The sequence below is a fragment of the Saccharothrix sp. ALI-22-I genome, assembly GCF_001984175.1.
Lineage (GTDB): Bacteria > Actinomycetota > Actinomycetes > Mycobacteriales > Pseudonocardiaceae > Actinosynnema.
Genome location: NZ_MTQP01000065.1, coordinates 373,360 through 392,500, shown reverse-complemented (window position 1 = coordinate 392,500; position 19,141 = coordinate 373,360). Strand labels below are relative to the sequence as shown.

At 70.7% G+C, this 19,141-nt stretch carries 15 protein-coding genes; 5 read left to right on the top strand and 10 right to left on the bottom strand.

Annotated features, from left to right (window positions below):
* Window positions 1-283: 283 nt before the first annotated feature.
* Together ALI22I_RS28580 and ALI22I_RS28575 are read right to left on the bottom strand one after the other, a co-directional pair.
* A complete protein-coding gene (locus tag ALI22I_RS28580) occupies window positions 284-3,178 on the bottom strand; it encodes a translation initiation factor IF-2 N-terminal domain-containing protein (RefSeq protein WP_077008622.1) in 2,895 nt (964 codons plus the stop codon).
* Window positions 3,179-3,369: 191 nt separating this feature from the next.
* Window positions 3,370-4,113 carry a TIGR03936 family radical SAM-associated protein gene (locus ALI22I_RS28575; RefSeq protein WP_077008621.1) on the bottom strand — a complete coding sequence of 248 codons (744 nt, stop codon included), beginning with the start codon at window positions 4,111-4,113 and terminating at the stop codon, window positions 3,370-3,372.
* A 246-nt stretch (window positions 4,114-4,359) separates the two neighbouring features.
* On the opposite strand from ALI22I_RS28575, the gene ALI22I_RS28570 reads away from it, so the two are divergent.
* Window positions 4,360-5,856 carry a S8 family peptidase gene (locus tag ALI22I_RS28570; protein ID WP_077008620.1) on the top strand — a complete coding sequence of 499 codons (1,497 nt, stop codon included), beginning with the start codon at window positions 4,360-4,362 and terminating at the stop codon, window positions 5,854-5,856.
* 7 nt (window positions 5,857-5,863) lie between these two features.
* On the opposite strand, the gene ALI22I_RS28565 is transcribed toward ALI22I_RS28570, so the two are convergent.
* The gene (locus ALI22I_RS28565) at window positions 5,864-8,569 is read right to left on the bottom strand and encodes a helix-turn-helix transcriptional regulator (RefSeq protein WP_143532475.1); all 2,706 of its coding nucleotides are present in this window, start codon (window positions 8,567-8,569) and stop codon (window positions 5,864-5,866) included.
* A gap of 253 nt (window positions 8,570-8,822) precedes the next feature.
* Window positions 8,823-9,356: a sigma-70 family RNA polymerase sigma factor gene (locus tag ALI22I_RS28560; protein WP_077008618.1), complete on the bottom strand. Its 534-nt coding sequence runs from the start codon at window positions 9,354-9,356 to the stop codon at window positions 8,823-8,825.
* Window positions 9,357-9,637: 281 nt separating this feature from the next.
* On the opposite strand from ALI22I_RS28560, the gene ALI22I_RS28555 reads away from it, so the two are divergent.
* Complete coding sequence (locus ALI22I_RS28555; protein ID WP_238598612.1) at window positions 9,638-10,570, top strand: ferredoxin; 933 nt, start codon at window positions 9,638-9,640, stop codon at window positions 10,568-10,570.
* Window positions 10,571-10,612: 42 nt separating this feature from the next.
* Here ALI22I_RS28555 and ALI22I_RS28550 read toward each other — a convergent pair whose 3' ends face one another.
* Genes ALI22I_RS28550 through ALI22I_RS28530 form a run of 5 tightly spaced genes read right to left on the bottom strand, consistent with a single transcriptional unit; the run spans window position 10,613 to window position 15,693 of the window.
* On the bottom strand, window positions 10,613-12,577 hold the full coding sequence (locus ALI22I_RS28550) for a TIGR03960 family B12-binding radical SAM protein (RefSeq protein WP_077008616.1): 1,965 nt from the start codon (window positions 12,575-12,577) through the stop codon (window positions 10,613-10,615).
* 32 nt (window positions 12,578-12,609) lie between these two features.
* Window positions 12,610-13,020 carry a DoxX family protein gene (locus ALI22I_RS28545; protein WP_077008615.1) on the bottom strand — a complete coding sequence of 137 codons (411 nt, stop codon included), beginning with the start codon at window positions 13,018-13,020 and terminating at the stop codon, window positions 12,610-12,612.
* 44 nt (window positions 13,021-13,064) lie between these two features.
* Window positions 13,065-13,958, bottom strand: coding sequence for an ABC transporter permease (locus tag ALI22I_RS28540; protein ID WP_083752073.1), 894 nt, complete (start codon window positions 13,956-13,958; stop codon window positions 13,065-13,067).
* Window positions 13,955-14,743, bottom strand: coding sequence for an ABC transporter permease (locus ALI22I_RS28535; protein WP_077008614.1), 789 nt, complete (start codon window positions 14,741-14,743; stop codon window positions 13,955-13,957). Before ALI22I_RS28535 ends, ALI22I_RS28540 begins: the two co-directional genes overlap by 4 nt.
* A complete protein-coding gene (locus ALI22I_RS28530) occupies window positions 14,743-15,693 on the bottom strand; it encodes an ABC transporter ATP-binding protein (protein WP_077008613.1) in 951 nt (316 codons plus the stop codon). The genes ALI22I_RS28535 and ALI22I_RS28530 overlap by 1 nt, the downstream gene beginning before the upstream one ends.
* 26 nt (window positions 15,694-15,719) lie before the next feature.
* Here ALI22I_RS28530 and ALI22I_RS28525 point away from each other — a divergent pair, with 26 nt between their 5' ends.
* Window positions 15,720-16,298: a GNAT family N-acetyltransferase gene (locus ALI22I_RS28525; RefSeq protein WP_077008612.1), complete on the top strand. Its 579-nt coding sequence runs from the start codon at window positions 15,720-15,722 to the stop codon at window positions 16,296-16,298.
* A 131-nt stretch (window positions 16,299-16,429) separates the two neighbouring features.
* Window positions 16,430-16,942, top strand: a complete 513-nt coding sequence (locus ALI22I_RS28520) for a GtrA family protein (RefSeq protein ID WP_077008611.1) — start codon at window positions 16,430-16,432, stop codon at window positions 16,940-16,942.
* Between the two features lie 66 nt (window positions 16,943-17,008).
* Here ALI22I_RS28520 and ndk read toward each other — a convergent pair whose 3' ends face one another.
* Window positions 17,009-17,419 (bottom strand): nucleoside-diphosphate kinase, encoded by a 411-nt coding sequence (ndk, locus tag ALI22I_RS28515; RefSeq protein ID WP_077008610.1) that lies wholly within the window; start codon window positions 17,417-17,419, stop codon window positions 17,009-17,011.
* 214 nt (window positions 17,420-17,633) lie between these two features.
* Between ndk and ALI22I_RS28510 the strand changes: the two genes are divergently transcribed.
* Window positions 17,634-19,076: a recombinase family protein gene (locus tag ALI22I_RS28510; protein WP_077008609.1), complete on the top strand. Its 1,443-nt coding sequence runs from the start codon at window positions 17,634-17,636 to the stop codon at window positions 19,074-19,076.
* Window positions 19,077-19,141: the final 65 nt, after the last annotated feature.

The window sequence follows — 19,141 nt, the reverse complement described above, 5'->3', positions numbered from 1 at the left end:
GGCGGGCCGTGTATCAGGTTACGTGGCGGTGGACTGCGTGGTCAAACCGGGGTCTTCGAACCGGGATCGCCCAGGTCAGAGCCGGTAGCGGGAGCGGACGCAAAGCCGGGGCGGGGGTACCCCTCGGCGCGGGCCCCTCGCACGTACCCAACCACGAGGCACCGACAAATTCGGAAATCCGGGTGGTCCTCGCGTTCGGGAGCCGATTCGGGGGCGAGCGGGGCCGCACACGGCGAACCGCTGCTCAGCCAGGCTGAACAGCGGTTCGCCGGGTAGTGCCGGGTCAGCCTTCCTTGACCGCGCCCAGGGGCGGGCCGGCGGGCCTGGAGGCGGCACGGCGGGCCGTGCGGCGACGTGTGGTCACCGCCGGGGCCGTGGGCTCCTGGGCCCGACCGTTGAGCGGCTGCTCGACCGAAGAATCGGTCGGGATGGGCTCGGCGGTCCGCTGGGCCGGGGCGGGCGACTCGACGTGGGCCGGGACGCTCTCCTCGACGGGCGCGGCCGGGGGTTCCACCTCTGCCGCGGGTGCGGCGGGAGTGGGCTCGGCTGCCGGGACCGGCTGAGCCGCCGCAGCGGGCTCAGGGGCCGTCTCGGCGCCCGTCGTGACCGTGCCCGCGGCTGCGGCAGGGCTCGTCGGGGCGGCGGGCTGGGCGGGCTCGACCGTGGGCTGCACAGCGGGCTGCTCCGAGACCACCGCAGCGGGGGTCGCGGGCTCGTCGCCGTGCTTGACGACCGCACCCGCTTCCCTACGTGCCCGGCGGCGCTGGCGGCGGTCGCGCCTCGGGGTCTCCGGCGCGGCCTCCTCCTCGACCACGGCGGCCACCGGCTCGTCCGAAGTGGACGGCTCGGTGATCGCCTCGGGCTCCTCGGTGGGCTCCACGGTCAGCTCGGCCACCGGCTCCGGGGCCTCCGCGTTCTTCCCGCGACGCGACTTGCGGCCACCGCCCTGCGGCTGTTGCTGCTGCTGCGGCTGGCCACCACCGTTGCCGTTGCCACCACCGGTGCCGTGCAGGTGCGCGGACGGGTCGGTGGTCACGACCACGCCACGCCCGCGGCAGTGCTCGCAGGTCGTCGAGAACGCCTCCAGCAGACCGGTGCCGACGCGCTTGCGCGTCATCTGCACCAGACCCAGCGACGTCACCTCGGCCACCTGGTGGCGGGTCCGGTCCCGGCCCAGGCACTCGGTCAGCCGGCGCAGCACCAGGTCGCGGTTCGACTCCAGCACCATGTCGATGAAGTCGATCACGATGATGCCGCCGACGTCGCGCAACCGCAGCTGGCGGACGATCTCCTCGGCCGCCTCCAGGTTGTTCCGGGTGACCGTCTCTTCCAGGTTTCCACCCGAACCGGTGAACTTGCCGGTGTTCACGTCGATCACGGTCATCGCCTCGGTGCGGTCGATGACCAGGTAGCCGCCCGACGGCAGCCAGACCTTGCGGTCCAGCGCCTTGAGCAGCTGCTCGTCGATGCGGTACTCGACGAACGCGTCGTTGTTGCCCACGTGCCGGCGCAGCCGTTCCTGGAGGTCGGGCGCGACGTGGCGGACGTACGCGTCGATGGTGTCCCACGCGTCCGAGCCCTGGACCACGAGCGTGGCGAAGTCCTCGGTGAACAGGTCGCGGACGACCTTCACCAGCAGGTCCGGCTCTTCGTACAGCAGCTGCGGGGCCTGGGCCTTGGGCACGTCGGCCCGGTCCTTGATGACCTGCCACTGCGCCTGCAGGCGCGTGACGTCGCGGGCCAGCTCCTCCTCGGCGATGCCCTCCGAGGCGGTGCGGATGATGACGCCCGCGTCCTCGGGGACGACGCGCTTGAGGATGTCCTTGAGGCGCTTGCGCTCGTTGTCGGGCAGCTTGCGGCTGATACCGGTCGCGCCACCGCCGGGCACGTAGACCAGGAAGCGGCCGGGCAGGCTGATCTGGGTGGTCAGCCGGGCGCCCTTGTGACCCACCGGGTCCTTCGTGACCTGCACCAACACGCTGTCACCGGTGGACAGGGCCTGCTCGATCTTGCGGGCCTTGCCCTCCAGGCCGGCCGCGTCCCAGTCGACCTCGCCCGCGTACAGCACCGCGTTGCGGCCGCGGCCGATGTCGATGAACGCCGCCTCCATCGAGGGCAGCACGTTCTGCACCCGGCCGAGGTAGACGTTGCCGACCAGCGAACCGCTGCCCGACGAGGTCACGAAGTGCTCGACCAGGACGCCGTCCTCCAGCACGCCGATCTGCGTGCGGTCACCGCGCTCGCGCACCACCATGGTGCGCTCGACGGCCTCGCGGCGGGCCAGGAACTCGGCCTCGGACAGCACCGGGGCACGGCGGCGACCGGCCTCGCGGCCGTCCCGGCGACGCTGGCGCTTGGCCTCCAGCCGGGTGGAGCCGCGGACGCTGCGGACCTCGCTCTGCGCGGCCTCGGAGTCGGCCTTGTCGTCACGCGCGTCACGACTGGGGGTGGTCTCCCGGACGTGCACGACCGTGTTCGGCGGGTCGTCCTCGCTCGGGGCGGCTTCTTCCTCGGCGCCGGTCTTGCGGCGACGGCGACGCCGACGGCGGCGGCTGCCCGCGCCCTCTTCGTCGGCCGACGCGTCGTCGGCGGCTTCGGTCTCGGCTTCGGCTTCGACCTCGGCGGGCTCGTCGCTCGGCTCGTCCTCGCCGTTCTCGTCGCCGACGCCCTTGCCACGACCGCGGCCACGACGGCCACGACGGCGGCGGCGACGGCCTTCGCCCTCGTCACCCGCGTCGTCGGCGGCGTGCTCGTCGGAGTCGTCCTCGGTGTCGTCGAGGTCCTCGTCCCGGCTCACCGGGAGGGCTTCCTTGACCTTGACCACCGGCGTGGGCGGCAGGAACATCGCCGACGGCGGGGCGAACAGGGGCACCAGCGGCGCGACCTCGCGGGCCACCGCCACGGGTTCCTCGGTGTGTTCGTCCACCTCGCCGGTGACGATGTCGTCCCAGCCCAGCAGGCTGTCGGCGACCTTGAGCGCGAGATCCCGGCTCACGCTCGACTGAACGCCCTTGACCGGTTCACCGAGATCGGCGAGGGCGGCCACGACGTCCTTGCTGCTCGCACCGAGCAGCTTGGCCAGCGCGTGCACCCGCAGCTTGGCGGGTAGGTCCGCCAAGTCCGGAGGTGTGGCGTTACCCCCGCCGGCGATGCCGGCAGGCTTTTCCGTGTTCGACAATGCAGCTCCTCCGCCCCCGGGCGCGTCCCAACCGACGCGGCCGCGCAGGGGCCTCTCTTGTCCACTCACCGCCGCGGCTGGCGGCGGGAATCCTTGCCTCGCGCTGTGGCGCCCACCCGTGGGGCACGCGGCACAGCAGGTCCTCATAACTTAAGTCGACGACGCCGTCAGCGCCGTTCCGCACCACCCGGTCAGACCTCCGCCGCCCTGTCCAGGGCAAGCGGGTCGACCAGGCCGCCTTCGTCGTCCAGCCGCCCCTGCGCCATCCGGGTCGCCTTCGCGGGCACCGGCGGAACCAGGTCGGCGACGACTCGGAGCGCGCTCAGCACGTCGTCGGGTCTCACGGTAGGGGTTGTCTGCCGTACGACCGTCATGAGTATCCCACACGGTTGTGACAAATCTCGTGCATCGTGTCCCGCGTCGCTCGAATGCACCTCTACCTGGTGCCCCACCTCGGCAGACACGATCGCCGGACGCACGTCGAGGATCTTCTTGCCGTCCTTGGTCAACCGCTCGACCTCGACGGACTCCGCGGCGAGCAGCGCGGCCACGGCTTCGGTCAGCTCTTCGGGCGACACGCCGGGCAGCTCCACCCGCCAGGCGCTGGCCTCGATCCGCTCCGGCAGCGTGCCGCCGGCCGACTGGACGACCTCCAGCACGTCGAGGCCGGGCGGCAGCACGGCGTCCAGCGCGGTCCGCAGCGCCTCCGGGTCGACCGCGTCGACGACCTGGACCTCCACGTACTCGGCCTCGCTGGCCACCCCGGTCGGCGCCGCACCCACCCACGACACCTTCGGATGAGGGCTGAACCCCTGGGAGTAGGCCATGGGCACACCAGCCCGGCGCAGCGCGCGCTCGAACGTGCGGGCGATGTCACGGTGTGACGTGAACCGCAGCCGGCCGCGCTTGGCGTAGCGCAGTCGGAGTTTCTGCACAGGTGCGGCCGACGGGTTGGTGGGCTGGTGGCGACTCAGGGCTACTCCTTTGGGTAACCGGGTGGCTCACGATGGGGTGAGCACCCCAACGGTCCACGTTCCTACTCCACCAGGACGGTACCTTGGACATGTTCGGGACCGTTGCGCTTGTCTGCTCAGCCCCGTCTGGCTACCGTCCGGCAACAGCAGTCCGATTGACGGCCAGCCGTCCGGGCCACCCGACCGGTCCAGCCCTGGAGGTCCCCCGTGCCTCTGCACCGCCGCGTCCGAGCGGTCGCGGTCAGCGCCGCACTGCTCGCGACCGGGTGTTTCGCGGTGAGCACGCCCGCCGCGGCCGACCCCGACGAGCCGGTGACCGCGGTGGACTGCGTCCAGCCCGGTCCGACGCTGCGCTACCTGGTCGTGTTCTCCCCCGGCACCATCGCGCCGCTGGCGCAGGCGCAGGTCCTCGCCGCGTGCGGCACCACCACCCGGTACTACCCGCAGATCGCGGTGGCCGTGGCCGTGTCCGCCGATCCCCGGTTCGGCCAGAAGATCGGCGCCGACCGGGCGTACAGCGCACAGCTCGACGGCCTGTCCAAGCGCAACGGCGCCCCCGCCCAGCCGGCGGAAGGGCGGCAGAAGCGGGAGGACGAGCCGACCGGCACGCCCACCCAGGCGGGCGCGGTGGACCGCACCGCCGAGCAGTGGGACATGGACCTGATCCAGGCGGCCGAGGCGCACGCGGTGAGCACCGGCAGCCGGGACGTGGTGGTCGGCGTGCTCGACTCGGGCATCGACCCGACGCACCCAGACCTGGTCGGCGCGCTGGACCCGGCGCTGTCCGCGGGCTGCACGACCGGGGTGGCCGATCCGTCGCCCGCGGCGTGGGCGCCGACGACGTCCGGGCACGGCACGCACGTGGCGGGCACGATCGCGGCGGCCGACGACGGCCTGGGCACCACAGGGGTCGCGCCGGGCGTGCGGATCGCGTCGGTGAAGGTCGTGGACGACGCCGGGTTCATCTACCCCGAGTACGCCGTGTGCGGGTTCATGTGGGCCGCCGAGCGGGGCATGACCATCACCAACAACAGCTACTTCATCGACCCGTGGGTGTTCACCTGCCAGAACAAGATGGGCCAGTCCGTGGTCTACGAGGCGGTGCGGCGCGCGGTCGAGTACGCGACCGGCCAGGGCGTGCTGACCGTGGCGGCGACGGGCAACGCGGCGGCCGACCTGACCAAGCCGGGCCGGGACGCGTTGAGCCCGACCAACGCCGCGCCGGAGGACGTGAAGCCGCGGCCGGTGGACAGCACCTGCCTGGTGCTGCCCGCGCAGCTGCGCAACGTGGTGGCGGTGTCGTCGGTGGGCGCGGACAAGGTCAAGGCCGGGTACAGCTCGTACGGGCTGGGCGCGGTGGACCTGACCGCGCCGGGCGGCGACCGCAGGCAGGTGCCGGACGACGACAAGAGCGGGTGCGTGCTGTCGACCGTGCCCGACGCGGGGTACGACTACTCGTGCGGCACGTCGATGGCCGCGCCGCACGTGGCCGGGGTGGCGGCGCTGCTGGCGTCCACGCACCCCGAGGCGAGCGCCGGTGAGCTGACCCGGATGCTCAACGCGCGGGCGGAGACGCTGCCGTGCCCGGCGGACTACGACCTCAACGGCACCGGCGTGCAGGACGCCTACTGCACCGGCTACTCCGAGTACAACGGCTTCTACGGGCACGGCATGGTCGACGCGGTGGCCGCCGTGCAGGAGTGAGCCGGGGTCAGGCCGAGTACTGGTCCTGGTGGCGGCGCAACGCGCCCGCCAGGTCGGCCCGGCCGGCGATGCCGAGCTTGCGGTAGGCGCCGGACAGGTGCAGCTCGACCGTGCGGCGGGTGAGGAACAGGGCTTCGGCGATCTGCCGGTTGGTCAGGCCCTGCGCGGCCATGCCCGCGACGCGGGTTTCCTGCTTGGTCAGGCCGTGCACGGTGCCCTGGGCGGTGGCCGGCTCGCACGCCCGCAGTTCCTCGGCGGCCCGCCGGATCAACGGCTTCGACTCGCACCGGGCGCTCAGCTCGACGGCCTGCCGCAGGTACGGGATGGCGCGTTCGCCCTGGCAGCGGCGGCGCAGTTGCGCGCCCAGCTGCAGCAGCGCCTCGGCGTGCAGCAGGCGGGCGGGCGAATCGGTCAGGTACTCCACCGCCTTGTGCAACGCGCGGGTCGCGGCTTCGTCGTCGGTGGTGAGCCCGACGGAGATCAGCGCGGTGCCCATGGCCCGCGGGGTGCCCCAGCGCTTGGCGCGGGCGAGGTCTTCGGCGGCCAGTTGGGCGGCCACCTCACGGCGTCCCAGCGCGAGGTGTGCACGTACCGCCAACGCACGCCACGGCAGGATCGCCGGGCTGTCTATTTTGGACGCGGTAAGTCTTCGCCCGCATTCGAGCAGGTCCGCCAGCGCGCCCTGCGGGTCGCCGGTGGCGAGCTTGAGCTTGCCCCGGGCGTACAGCGTCACGTTGTGCTGGAACAGCTCCGGCAGCTCGTCTGCGAACCCGTAGCGCGCCAGCAGCTCCCGTGCCTCCTCGAACCGGCCGAGGTCCACCAGGACCTCCGCCAGCCGGGCCGCGCACAGGATCGCCATGGGGCACACCGCGACCGCGTCCAGTTCGTCGAACAGCCGCAGCTGCCACTTGAGGAACGTCTTGGCGCGCACCAGTTGCCCGCGGGCGAGGAAGTCCATGCCGTGCGCCATCGACACGACGGTGCCCTTGCGGAGGTGGTAGTCGTGCGGCTCGGCCTCGTTGCCGATCATGCGGCGGAACCGGTCGGACAGGTCCGGCGCGTCGGCCATGAAGGCCGTGCTGACGGTGAACACGAAGGGCTGCACGAAGATGTCGTAGCGTTCGCCGTCCAACGCCTCGGACGCGTACCGCAGGGCCTCCTCGGCCGACTCTCCGCGTAACGCGTGCCCGAGCGACATGACCGCGGAGTGGATCTGCTTCAGCCGTGGCGCCTGCGGCACCTCCGACTCCAGCTCGTCGGTGAACATGCTGGCGCGCAGCGCGAGGCCGACGTTGTTGCCCATGCCCGCGAGGTAGGACATGACCCGCAGTTCCCACGACTCGTCGTGCTCCTGCGACGTGAGCCGGGACACCAGTTGCAGGCCGATGGACAGCGCCAGCCGGGCCTCCGGGGCGCTGCACAGCCGCAGCAGCATGGTGACCGACTGGCCGGCGGCGGACCGGGCATCGTCGGCGTGGGCCAGTGAGTCGCGCAACCGGGCCATGCCCGCCGCCTGGTCGACCAGGAACGTGATGTGCACGAGTTCCAGTTGGACGGCGAGGCGTTCGTCCGACGACAGGCGTTCCTCCAGCGCGCGCTCCAGGTAGTCCTGTGCGTCGTCCAGCCGGTCGTCGTAGGTGGCTTTGCGGGCCGCGCGCCGCAGGACCTCCACGCCCCACGGGAGCGGCACGGCGCGCGCTCCGCGCAGGTGTTCGGCGATCCGCCCTTCGGACGCGCCCGAGTCCCGCAGCAGCACGGCGGCGCGCGCGTGGTCGGCGGCCTTGGTCGCGACCGGCAGGTCCGCCAGCACGGCGTTGCGCAGGTACACGTGGCGGAAACCGAGCGGGTAGTCGTCGCGGAACACGCGCAGCCGCACCAGGCCGTCGATGACCCGCAGTGCCCGGCGTGGTTCGACGTCCGCCATCGCGGCCAGGCGGTCCACGGTCGCGTCCTCGGCCAACACGGCCGCGGCGCGCACCACTTCGACCGCGCCCTCGTAACGGTGCAGCCGCACCCGCAGCGCCGCCCCGATCTTCTCCGAGCCGAGCGCGTGCACGTCGGCCGTGGTCGCACCGGGACGGTCGCGCAGCTGTTCCACCAGTGCCCCCAACAGCTTGGGGTTGCCCTTGGTGACTTCCCGGCAGGTCGCCGCGGGCGCGTCGCCGACGAGCTCGGCGACCGTGTCAACGTCCAATCCGGCCAGTTCGACGTGCTCGTGGTGCTCGGCCGCCAGTTCCGGCAGCGTCACCTCGCCGACCGGCGACTGGCCGGTGGTGGCGGCGAGCACGACCGCCAACGGCTGGTCGGTGACCCGGCGCAGCACGTAGGCCAGGCAGCGCAGGGACCAGCTGTCCGCCAGGTCCACATCGTCCACGACCAACAGCAGCGGCCCGCGGCCCAGCGCCTCTCGGACCACTCCGTAAAACCAGTCGAGCGACTCGGCCTGCCCGTCGCGCAGGCCCACGGCGAGCCGCCCGATCACGCCGCCGCGCAGATCGCTCTCCAGCCGGGCGCCGGCCGCGGCCGCCACCGTGAAGCCGAGGTCGCGGGCGTCCTCGGCGATCGCGCTCAACAGGGCCGACTTGCCGATGCCGATCTCCCCGCCGACCAGCAACGTCGAGGTCCGGCCCGGCAGCACGCCGCGCAGCAGCGCACGGGCCGCGCGCAGTTCGCGGTCCCGGCCCGGCAGTCTGGTCGGGTTCGATGCTGTCACCGGAGAGCTCCGATCCGCTGCGACGCAGCCGGTGCGGATGATCGGGACCACCACGGTAGGACACCTGTCCAGTCCCCCCGGTACCGAAGGGCCGTGATCGCCGCAGCGAGATTTCCTTCGGTACCCACCGTAGAGACGCCTCGCCGATCTTCGGCGAGAATCGGGTTCCGACTTCGGTATCCCGATTCACCGACCGCGCGAACAATACGTACGCCGTGTCCGGATATTTGCCGAGGGGCCGCTGTTAGCTTTCTCAGTTCCACTCTCGCAACGCGCGACGCAGGATCTTCATCGCGTTATAGACCCGTGACTTCACGGTGCCCTCCGGAATGCCCAGGATCACTGCCGCCTCGCGCACGGTCCGACCGCGCACGTACGTCTCGTAAATCGCGGCACGGTGTTCCTCGCCGAGCTTGCCGATCACGTCGTTGAGCACCATGGCGGACAGCCGCCGTTCGGTCTCGTCCGGGACTTCGACCGTGTCCGGGCTGGTCAGCTCCACTTCCTGAGGTCTCGACTGCCTCGTGCGCCACCCGTCGATGACGATCCTCCTGGCCACTGTGAGCAGCCAGCCCCGCAGCATCCGCGGGTCGCGGACCAGCGTCTCGGCGTTCTGCCACGCACGGATCAAGGTCTCCTGGACCACGTCCTCGGTCCACTGCCGGTCGTGGTTGGTCAGGCCGAGCACATGGGCGTACAACGTGCCCTTGAACTGCGCGTACAGCGCGGTGACGAGTTCTTCTCCGGCTCGTCTGTCGTCCACCCGGACACCGCCCATTGAATTCATGGAGTACCAAACCTCCCAGAGTTCTCGCGCGGCGGGGCGAATAAGACAGTGGGGAACGTACTACAACACAAGGCCGCGATCCACCCACTGCACAGTCGGTTTCGGGGACGTTACCAACCGTTCTAGGGGCCGCATCGTGTTGACCATCCGGGCGGTTCTGGAGTAGCGGTGTGATGCAGATCACATATCTCAATTGAACCTTCTGTCGAACCGTCGCACACGACGTTCGTAGTTCCTCACTAGAGGGTGGATCGGTTCTTTAACAGGGGGGAGCACACGTGGTGCTCGCAGTCTCGGAACAGGACGCCGCCGTGTGGGACGTCGCCACGCTGTCCGGGCGGATGGCCTACGTCACGATGTGCCTGACCGCGTGCTGGGGCGTGCTCACCGCCACCGGCTGGGTCCGCAAGATCACCGGACGTGCCGCGCTGCGCACCACGCACCAGGTGCTGGCGACGTTCGCGATGGCCACCGCCGTGGTCCACGGGATGGCGTTCGTGCTGCTGGAGAACGGCTCGCTGGCGATCTACCAACTCCTGCTGCCGCTCGTCGGCGGCGGTGAGGTGCGGCACGCGCTGGGCGTGGTGGGGCTGGAGCTGATGATCGCGGCCTCGGTGACGGCCGCGCTCGGGCGCACCGTGTTCTACCGCAACTGGCTGCGCCTGCACCGGCTCGCGTACATCGGGGTGTGGCTCAGCGCGATGCACGCCTGGCTCGGCGCCGCCGCCAACGGCCACGTCGCCGTGGTGTGGCTGGGCGGGATCACCGTGCTGATGCCCGCGATAACGCTGACCATGCTGCGGTTCCTGCCGCCGCACGTGCTCGTGCGGATGGGCGTGATCGAGGCCGCACCGCCACAGGCCGAGAACGACGAACCCCGGCCCGACGAACCCCGGCTCGGCCAACGGCGGCTCGACCAACAGCGGCTCGATGACGACCAGCCGACGGTGGAGAACGGTCCGACCGGGCTCCGGGTCGCCGTCGACCACGCCCGGTGCCGGCACTTCGCGCTGTGCCAGGACCAGGCGCCCAAGGTGTTCCGGGTGCTGGACGACGGCCGGCTGCGCTACGCGCGCAACCCCGACGCCGACCAGACGCCGCAGGTGCACGCGGCGGCACGGGTGTGCCCGATGCGCGCGATCCGCGTCAACTCCGCCGACACCGAAGTCCCCGTCCCCCCGGCACCGGTGTCAGCCAGGCACCGCGCTCGATGAGCGGCCAGGATCACTGAGCGACGGTCATCACCGAGGGCCGGATCAGCCCTGCGTCAACGCCGGGTTGCGCACGGGGGACCCCTTGCCGACCGGCGAGATCGGCAGCAGCGTCCGACCGGTGGGGCCGACCTCGATGTCGGTGCCCATCGCCGGGCACACACCGCAGTCGAAGCACGGCGTCCAGCGGCAGTCGTCCTGCTCACGCTCGTCCAGCGCGTCCTGCCAGTCCGCCCAGAGCCATTCCTTGTCCAGCCCCGAGTCGAGGTGGTCCCAGGGCAGGACCTCCAGCTCCTCGCGCTCCCGGGTGGTGAACCAGGCCAGGTCCACGCCCAACGGCGGCAGCACGGCCTCGGCGGCCTGCACCCAGCGGTCGTAGGAGAAGTGCTCGGACCAGCCGTCGAACCGGCCGCCCTCGCGCCACACCCGCTCGATCACCAGGCCGATGCGCCGGTCGCCGCGCGACAGCAGTCCTTCGATCAGCGACGGCTTGCCGTCGTGGTAGCGCATGCCGATGTTGCGGCCCAGCGCGCGGTCGGAGTTCACCGCCTCGCGCAGCTTGCGCAGCCGGTCGTCCACCGTCTCCGGGTCGCACTGCGCGGCCCACTGGAACGGCGTGTGCGGCTTGGGCACGAACCCGCCGATGGAGATGGTGCAGCGGATGTCCTTGCGGCCGGAGACCTCCCGGCCCGCGCGGATGACGTTCTTGGCCATCTCGGCGATCTGGACCACGTCGTCGTCGGTCTCGGTGGGCAGGCCGCACATGAAGTACAGCTTCACCTGCCGCCAGCCCGCGCTGAACGCCGCGCTGACCGTGCGGATCAGGTCTTCCTCCGACACCATCTTGTTGATCACGCGCCGGAGGCGTTCGCTGCCGCCTTCCGGGGCGAACGTCAGGCCGGAGCGGCGGCCGTTGCGGGACAACTCGTTGGCCAGGTCGATGTTGAACGCGTCGACCCGCGTGCTGGGCAGTGACAGGCTGGTGTTCGTGCCCTCGTAGCGGTCCGCGAGGCCCTTGGTGATCTCGGCGATCTCCGAGTGGTCCGCGCTGGACAGCGACAGCAGGCCGACCTCCTCGAAACCGGTCGCCTCCAGGCCGCGCTGCACCATCGCGCCGATGCCCTCGATGGACCGCTCGCGCACCGGGCGGGTGATCATGCCCGCCTGGCAGAACCGGCAGCCGCGGGTGCAGCCGCGGAAGATCTCCACGCTCATCCGCTCGTGCACGCTCTCCGCCAGCGGCACCAGCGGCTGCTTCGGGTACGGCCACGCGTCGAGGTCCATCGTGGTCCGCTTGAACACCCGGTACGGCACCCGCTCGCGGTTGGGCACCACGCGCTGGATGCGGCCGTCCGGCAGGTACTCCACGTCGTAGAAGCGCGGCACGTACACGCCGCCGGTCTCGGCCAGCCTGGTCAGGATCTCGTCCCGACCGCCCGGCCGGCCCTCGGCCTTCCACGCGCGGACGATGTCGGTGATCTCCAGGACGGCTTCCTCGCCGTCACCGAGCACCGCGGCGTCGACGAACGGCGAGATCGGCTCCGGGTTGAACGCCGCGTGCCCGCCGGCCACCACGATGGGGTGGTCCTCGGTGCGGTCGGCGGCGTGGATCGGGATGCCCGCCAGGTCGAGCGCGCTGAGCAGGTTCGTGTAGCCGAGTTCGGTGGCGAAACTCACGCCGAGCAGGTCGAAGGCGCCGACGGGCCGGTGCGCGTCCACGGTGAACTGCGGGACGCCGTGCTCCCGCATCAGCTTCTCCAGGTCGGGCCACACCGCGTAGGTCCGCTCGGCCAGCACGTCCGGCTGCTCGTTGAGGACCTCGTACAGGATCATGACGCCCTGGTTGGGCAGCCCGACCTCGTAGGCGTCCGGGTACATCAGGGCCCACCGCACGGCGGCGGAGTCCCAGTCCTTGACGGTGGCGTTGAGCTCCCCGCCGACGTATTGCACCGGCTTGGACACCCTCGGCAGCAGGGGTTCCAGGGCGGGGAAGACCGACTCGACACTCACGCCAATCAGGGTAACGGCAGCGTCGGCACGCGTCAGAACAGCGGTCCGGTGATGGTCAGGCCCAGTTCGGACCCCGCGCCCGCGTACAGGCCGAAGAACAGCAGCGCGGCGCCGGCGAGGGACAGGTCCTTGCTGAACTGGGTCATCGCCATCTGCTTGGCCTGCGGGTCGGTCTCCTTCCAGAACGGGTGCATCAGGAACGCCGTCGGCAGCAGGAAGATCACCAGCAGCAGGGCGCCGAGATCCGCCCACACACCCAGGAGCAGCATCAATGCCCCGACGATCTGGAGCGCACCAGTGCCGAGGGTGGCGATTTTCGCCGACGGGACGCCCTTGGAACCGGCGTACCCGGCCATGGCGTCGGTCTGGGTGAAGTGGCCGATCGCGGAACCGACGAAGACGAACACGAACAGGATGCGGCCGACGAGTGCGATGACATCCATGGACGGACCTCCGGTACTCGGGGTTCGTCCAGTGTTCGACCACTTCAGGTGAGCAGCAACTTGCCGAGCCTCCGAGCCGCGACAACCACTCCGATGGCCGCCATCACGACGAAGTACACGACGTGGCCCAGCGCGCCCCAGCCGACGTAACCCGTGGTCAGCGCTCTCATCAGCTCGATCGCGTGGTACAGCGGCGTGCACTGGACCACGGTCTGGAGCCAGCCCGGGTAGACCGACAGCGGGTAGAAGGTGGTCGAGAACAGGAACAGCGGCATCACGGCCAGCTGCACCAGGTCGAAGTCGTGCCACGACCGCATGAACGTGGCCGCGGCCATGCCGGCCGCCGCGAACGCCAGCGCGACCAGCAGGCACACCGGCAGCGCCAGCAGCGCCCACGGCGAGCTGATCAGCCCGAAGCCGAGCATGACCACGATGAACCCGCCCGAGTACAGGCCGCCACGGATCAGGCACCACGCGGCCTCGCCGAGCGCGATGTCGACTGGGCCCATCGGGGTGGCCAGCACCGCGTCGTACACCTTGGCGTACTTGAACTTGAAGAACAGGTTGAACGTCGCCTCGAACACCGCGCCGTTCATCGCCGACGCCGCCAGCAGCGCGGGCGCCACGAACGCGGCGTAGGGCATCGGCCCGCCGGGGCCCTCGACGGTGGTGACCAGTTGCCCGAAGCCGAAGCCGAGGGAGAGCAGGAAGAACAGCGGCTCGAAGAAGCCGGAGATCACCGACATCCAGGCGCGCTTGCTGACCAGGTAGGAGCGTTCGACCAGGACGTGCGAACGGCCCGCGTACAGGCCGGGCGGGATGATCCGGAACAGCAGGCCGTTACTGCTCTTCGGCGCGGCCGGCGGGTTCGCGGTGTCCAGGCCGTCGGTGTCCGGGCCGTCGTTTCGCGACGCCTGCGTGGAGGACTCGCGGGTCATACAGCCAACCTCCGGTGGAAGTAGCGGCGACCCAGGACGATGCCGAGCACGACCAGGGCGGACAGGTAGGCGACGTGGCCCGCGGCGGGTAGCAGGCGCAGGGTGCCGAACGTGACGCCGCGGGCGAGTTCGATGCCGTGCCAGACGGGCGTGACCCAGGCCAGCGGGTGCAGCCAGTCCGGTAGTTGGCTCATCGGGAAGAACCCGCCGGTGAACAGGGTCATCGGCATCACCAGGAAGCGGAAGATCACGTTGAACGAGTCCGGTTTCTCCCTGGTCGCGGTGAAGGCGACCACGGGCGCGGTGAACGCCATGCCGGCGAGCACCGCGAACGGCACGGCCAGCACCGCCGACGGGTTGGTGATCGCGCCGAGCGCGACGGCGATGCCGAGGAACACCGCGGTGCCGGCGGCCAGGCGCAACGCGATCCACAGCAGCTGGCCGTAGAGGACCTGGGCGGGGGTGATCGGAGTGGACACCACCCCCTGGTACGACCGCTGCCACTTGAACGCCGAGAACACCGCCCAGGTGGACTCGAACACGGCGTTCTGCACGGCGGTGATCACCAGCAGCGCCGGTGCCAGGAACACCACGTACGGGTGGCCGCCGGTGGCCTCGCCCGCCTGCACCTGGGAGCCGAACCCGACGCCCATGGCCAGCAGGAACAGCACCGGCTGGAGGAAGTTGGAGATGACCGTGGCCCGCCAGTTGCGGCGGTACCAGGTCCAGTGGCCCTCCACCGCGACCAGCGCGGCGCGGAACGGGCCGAGGACGTGCACGTTCATCAGTCCACCAACGTCCGGCCGGTCAGGCGCAGGAACACGTCCTCCAACGTGCCGCGGCGCACCAGGCTGGACACCGGCCGCACGCCCCGCGCGTGGGCCGCGGACAACGCCGCCTCGCCGTCCGCGGTGTAGAGCAGCACCCGGTCGGGCAGCACCTCGACCCGTTCGGCCAGGTCACGCACCTCGGCGGCGCTCTGCTCGCCCGGCGGGAAGCGCAGCTCCAGCACTTCCCTGGTCGAGTAGCGGCGGATCAGCTCGGACGGTGAGCCCTCGGCCGCGATCCGGCCGCCGTCCATCACCACCAGCCGGTCGCACAGCTGCTCGGCCTCGTCCATGTAGTGGGTGGTGATGATGAGCGTGACGCCGGACTGCTTGAGCCGGAACAGCCGGTCCCACAGCAGGTGGCGGGCCTGCGGGTCCAGGCCCGTGGTCGGTTCGTCGAGCAGCAGCAGGTCCGGGTCGTTGACCAGGGAGCGGGCGATGGTGAGCCGCCGTTTCATGCCGCCCGACAGCGGCTCCACCTCGGCGTCGGCCCGGTCGGTGAGCTGGGCGAACTCCATCAGCTCCACCGCCCGCTCGCGCACCGCCGACCGGGACAGGCCGAAGTAGCGGCCGTAGACCTGGAGGTTCTGCCGGACGGTCAGCTCGGTGTCCAGGTTGTCCTGTTGCGGCACCACGCCCAGGCGGGCGCGGATCTTCGGGCCGTCCACGTCCGGGTCCATGCCGAGCACGCGCAGCTCGCCGCCGGTGCGCGGGGACACGCAGGCGACCATCCGCATGGTGGACGACTTGCCCGCGCCGTTGGGGCCGAGGAAGCCGAACGCCTCTCCCTTGCTGACCTCGACGTCGATGCCCCGGACGGCTTCGAACGAGCCGAAGTGCTTGGTCAGGCCCTTGGCGTGGACGAGGGTGGAGGTCACGACCGTCACGTTAGCGGCGGGGCCCGACATTCCCGGAGCGGTTTTAGGGTGGCTCCGTGAAGATCGACCTGATCTGGCCAACGGTGGCCGATGAACAGTTGCGGGCCGAGGTGCACGAGGTGCTGCACGCGGTGGTGGCCGCCGGCGGCGCGATCGGCTGGCTGACCCCGCCGGGGCGTGCGGAGACCGACGCGTGGCTGGACCGCGTGCTCGGCTCACCGCAGGACGGCGCGCTCGTCGTGGCGCGGGTGGACGGTGTGCTGCGCGGCACGGCGACGTGGCGGCGGTCCGACAGCGAGGTGTTCGGGCACATGGCCGAGGTGCGGCGGGTGACGTCGCACCCGGCGGCGCGCGGGCTGGGGTTGGGTTCGCGGTTGGTGCGCGCGGTGATCGAACACGCCCGTGCGGCCGGGTTGGAGATGCTGACGCTCGGCGTGCGCGGCAACAACCACGGCGCGATCCAGCTGTACGAACGCCTGGGGTTCCGCGAGTGGGGCCGGCTGCCGAACGTGATCGCGGTGGGCGACATGCGGTTCGACGACGTCCGCATGTACCTCCCGCTCGGCCACCGCGAGGGCGTCGTGCTGCACGGCTCGGCCGCGGGCGGCCTGGGCTCGTCGCCGCGGCGCTCCTAGGCCACGATTCGTGCTGGCTGCGGCCTTGTCGACCATGCCTGTGCCGCGGATCACCGCTCCACGACGAGGCTCACAGCCCGTACACAGGAAACGCACAGGGCTGAGCGACCCTCACAGATCAGACTCTGACCATGATGCTGACGGGCAAGGACGGACTCCTCGGACAAGCGGCGAAGTTCGCTTCGGTCGGAGCGGTGTCCACGCTCGCCAGCATCGCCATCTACGCGGCGCTGCGCGGGTGGATGCCCGCGATGACCGCGAACGTGGTGGCTGTCACGGTGACCACAGTGGCGGGTTCCGAACTGCACCGCCGGTTCACCTTCGGCGGCGCGCACGCCGCCGCCGGCGGCCGGATGCTCACGCAGAACGTGATCAGCGGGCTGTGGGCCTGCACGTCCAGTTCGCTGGGGTTGTACCTGGTCGCGTCGCTGGTCGTGACGCCGACCGTGGACCAGGAGTCGGCCGTGCTGCTGGCGATGAGCGTGATCGGCGGGCTGGTCCGGTTCGCCGCCCTGCGCCTGTGGGTCTTCGCCGGCGGTCGTCGGACGCAGCGCCTCGGGTTCACACCGGGCCGCTGGTCGGGCGCCGCTCAGAGGTTCGCGAACCAGACCCTGATCCCGGCCTCGGCCGCCCAGCGCTCCTAGGCTTTTCCGCCCGTCACGACGAACGGCCCGGAACCACACGGTTCCGGGCCGTTCGGGGGTGGCAGCTCAGAGGTTCGGGAACCAGAGCTTGATCTCGCGCTCGGCGGACTCCGGCGAGTCCGAGCCGTGCACCAGGTTGAACTGGACCTCCAGGCCGAAATCGCCCCGGATCGTGCCCGGCGTGGCCTTGTCGACCGGGTCGGTGCCGCCGGCCAGCTGGCGGAACGCCGAGATCGCCCGGCTGCCCTCCACGACCAGCGCGACCAGCGGACCACCGGTGATGAACTCCACCAGGTCGTTGTAGAAGCTCTTGCCGTCGTGCTCGGCGTAGTGCTGCTCGGCGGTCGCGCGGTCCACGGTGCGCAGTTCGAGGGCGGCCAGCGTGAGGCCCTTGCGCTCGATGCGGGAGATGACCTCGCCGACCAGGCCGCGGCTGACGCCGTCGGGCTTGACCAGGACCAGGGTGCGCTCGCTCACGGCGGTCAGTACTCCTTCGTACGGGATTGTGCGACTGGGTCAAGGGTAGCCGCAGGTGCGATAGTGCCCCCCGTGACCACCGAAAAGCCCCACGCGGACACCGTCCTCGTCACCGGTGCCGCAGTGATGTTCGTGCTGTTGCGCCTGCTCGCGGTATCGCACTACGAGTGGCACACGACGTTGGATTACTGAGTACCGCAGTTACAGTAACACTATGACCGGCCGTTCCCATGCAGGCTCGTACGGACGTCAGTCCGCAGGCAACGCCTCCCCTGTCGTAGACCAACATCGCGTCAACGAGGCGGCGTGCGGCGAGCACGGATGGGAGACCGTCGAGCGGTACTCGGACTACGTCTCGGCGTCGCGCTTCGGGAAGAAGAAGCGTTCAGACTGGGGGAAGCTCGTCGCGGACGTGAAGGCGGGCCGACTCGACGTCGTGGTGATGTGGGACCTCTCCCGCGGCGACCGCACGGTGTCGAGTTGGGCGGAGTTCGTGGACCTGTGCCGGGAGCGTGGCGTGCTGATCCACGCGACGGCGCACTCACGTACTTACGACGCAAGGGTTCCACGGGACTGGCGCACGTTGATGGACGACGGTGTCGAGGCGGGCTTCGACTCTGAGCAGAAGTCCCTTGTGGTCCGCCGTGGCATCGCCGGCGCAGCGCTCGCCGGCAAGTCCCACGGTCGCCCTGGCTACGGCTACACCCGCCGGTACGACCAGACCGACCGCAGGCTCTACGTCGACGTTCCCGACGAACGGGCCGACATCGCTCGCGAGATCATCACGCGGTGCGCCGCCGAGGAGCCCCTGAAGCACATCGTCGAAGACCTGAACTCCCGCTTCCTCGGGCCAAAGGGCAAGCCGTGGTCGTCCGTGGCGGTGAAGACGATCGCCACCCACCCGCGGTACATCGGGATGCGCCGCCACAACGGAGAGCTGTTCCCGGCCAACTGGAAGCCCATCATCGACGAAGCCACCTTCCACCGAGCGGTAGCGGTCCTCACCGCCCCCGACCGGAAGAGGTCGGCACCTGCCTCGATGAAGCACTTCCTCAGCTACATCGCCAGCGCCCCGTGCGGTCTGCCGCTCAACGTCGCACCGGAGGGCAAGCAACGCCCTGCCCGCTACCGGTGCTTCCACGACACCTGCGTCTCGGTGCGCGTGGACGATCTCGACGACATCGTCACCGACGTCATCCTCAAGCGCCTCTCCCGCCCTGATGCCCGAGGGCTGTTCGTGCCACCGGACGGTGAGGCGTCCGAAGCACAGGCTGAGGTCTCGCGCCTACAAGCCCGGCTCGACGAGGCCAGGGCGTCGTTCGCGTCGCCGAACGGCATCTCAGCCGTTGCGCTGGCAGCCCTGGAGCACGCGGTTCAGCCGCAACTGGAAGCCGCACAGCGACGCGTTGCGGAACTGACCACCTGCGCGGCGGGCCTGGAGTTGCTGGGTGACGGCCGTTTCACGGTCGATGTCGGTGCGCCGCGCTGGGAAGCGCTGTCGCTCGCCGGCCGCCGATCCATCGCGAAGACCCTCTTCGAACGCATCGAACTCGGCCCATCGGACCGGCGTCTGACCCGCTGGGACAGCCGTGAGGACCGCTTGCTCGCGGCAGTCGAGCGCACGACGTTCGACTGGCGAGTCGCCGAAGTCCGCTAGTTACTCCGGCTCGCCGAGCGTTCATCGGCGCATCTCGACGAGTAGGCGGGCATCAGGCTCTCGAT

Excerpts from the sequence above, each read along its gene's own strand:
- ALI22I_RS28510 (WP_077008609.1), top strand. The coding sequence starts at position 17,634 with ATGACCGGCCGTTCCCATGCAGGCTCGTACGGACGTCAGTCCGCAGGC.
- ALI22I_RS28540 (WP_083752073.1), bottom strand. The coding sequence starts at position 13,958 with ATGACCCGCGAGTCCTCCACGCAGGCGTCGCGAAACGACGGCCCGGAC.
- ALI22I_RS28545 (WP_077008615.1), bottom strand. The coding sequence starts at position 13,020 with ATGGATGTCATCGCACTCGTCGGCCGCATCCTGTTCGTGTTCGTCTTC.
- ALI22I_RS28560 (WP_077008618.1), bottom strand. The coding sequence starts at position 9,356 with ATGAATTCAATGGGCGGTGTCCGGGTGGACGACAGACGAGCCGGAGAA.
- ALI22I_RS28530 (WP_077008613.1), bottom strand. The coding sequence starts at position 15,693 with ATGTCGGGCCCCGCCGCTAACGTGACGGTCGTGACCTCCACCCTCGTC.
- ALI22I_RS28520 (WP_077008611.1), top strand. The coding sequence starts at position 16,430 with ATGATGCTGACGGGCAAGGACGGACTCCTCGGACAAGCGGCGAAGTTC.
- ALI22I_RS28535 (WP_077008614.1), bottom strand. The coding sequence starts at position 14,743 with ATGAACGTGCACGTCCTCGGCCCGTTCCGCGCCGCGCTGGTCGCGGTG.